This is a genomic window from Shewanella sp. ECSMB14102 (assembly GCF_000813075.1).
In the GTDB taxonomy this organism is placed as follows: domain Bacteria; phylum Pseudomonadota; class Gammaproteobacteria; order Enterobacterales; family Shewanellaceae; genus Shewanella; species Shewanella indica.
This window is the reverse complement of sequence record NZ_JWGX01000144.1, coordinates 1-322: the sequence shown is the minus strand read 5'-3', so window position 1 is coordinate 322 and position 322 is coordinate 1. Positions and strand designations below refer to the sequence as shown.

General features: G+C 47.2%; 1 protein-coding gene. It reads left to right on the top strand.

Annotated features, from left to right (window positions below; all coding sequences use genetic code 11):
• Window positions 1-24: 24 nt before the first annotated feature.
• Window positions 25-322: helix-turn-helix domain-containing protein (locus tag RC73_RS19715; protein ID WP_082014402.1), on the top strand; the 298-nt coding region annotated here is incomplete at its 3' end.

The window sequence follows — 322 nt, the reverse complement described above, 5'->3', positions numbered from 1 at the left end:
AAAGAAAAAAATCCCCAAAAGCGTATGCGGTTACTCGCCGTGTCCATATTTTTGCAATCCCGTAATCGTACTCAAGTAGCGAACCAGTTGAAGGTGGCAAGATCCAGCGTCAACTCATGGGTCTCAAACTATCTTGAACAAGGGCTCGTAGGGCTTGAAGATAAGCAGCGACCCGGCAAAAGACCATCATTGTCCAATGACCAAAAGCGAAGGCTCGCCAGATATATTGAGTTCAAAGCACAATCGAATGAGGGAGGCAGGCTAACCGGGGCAGATATCCAACAATACATATCGAGTGAGTTTGGTGTCGAGTACCACCTCA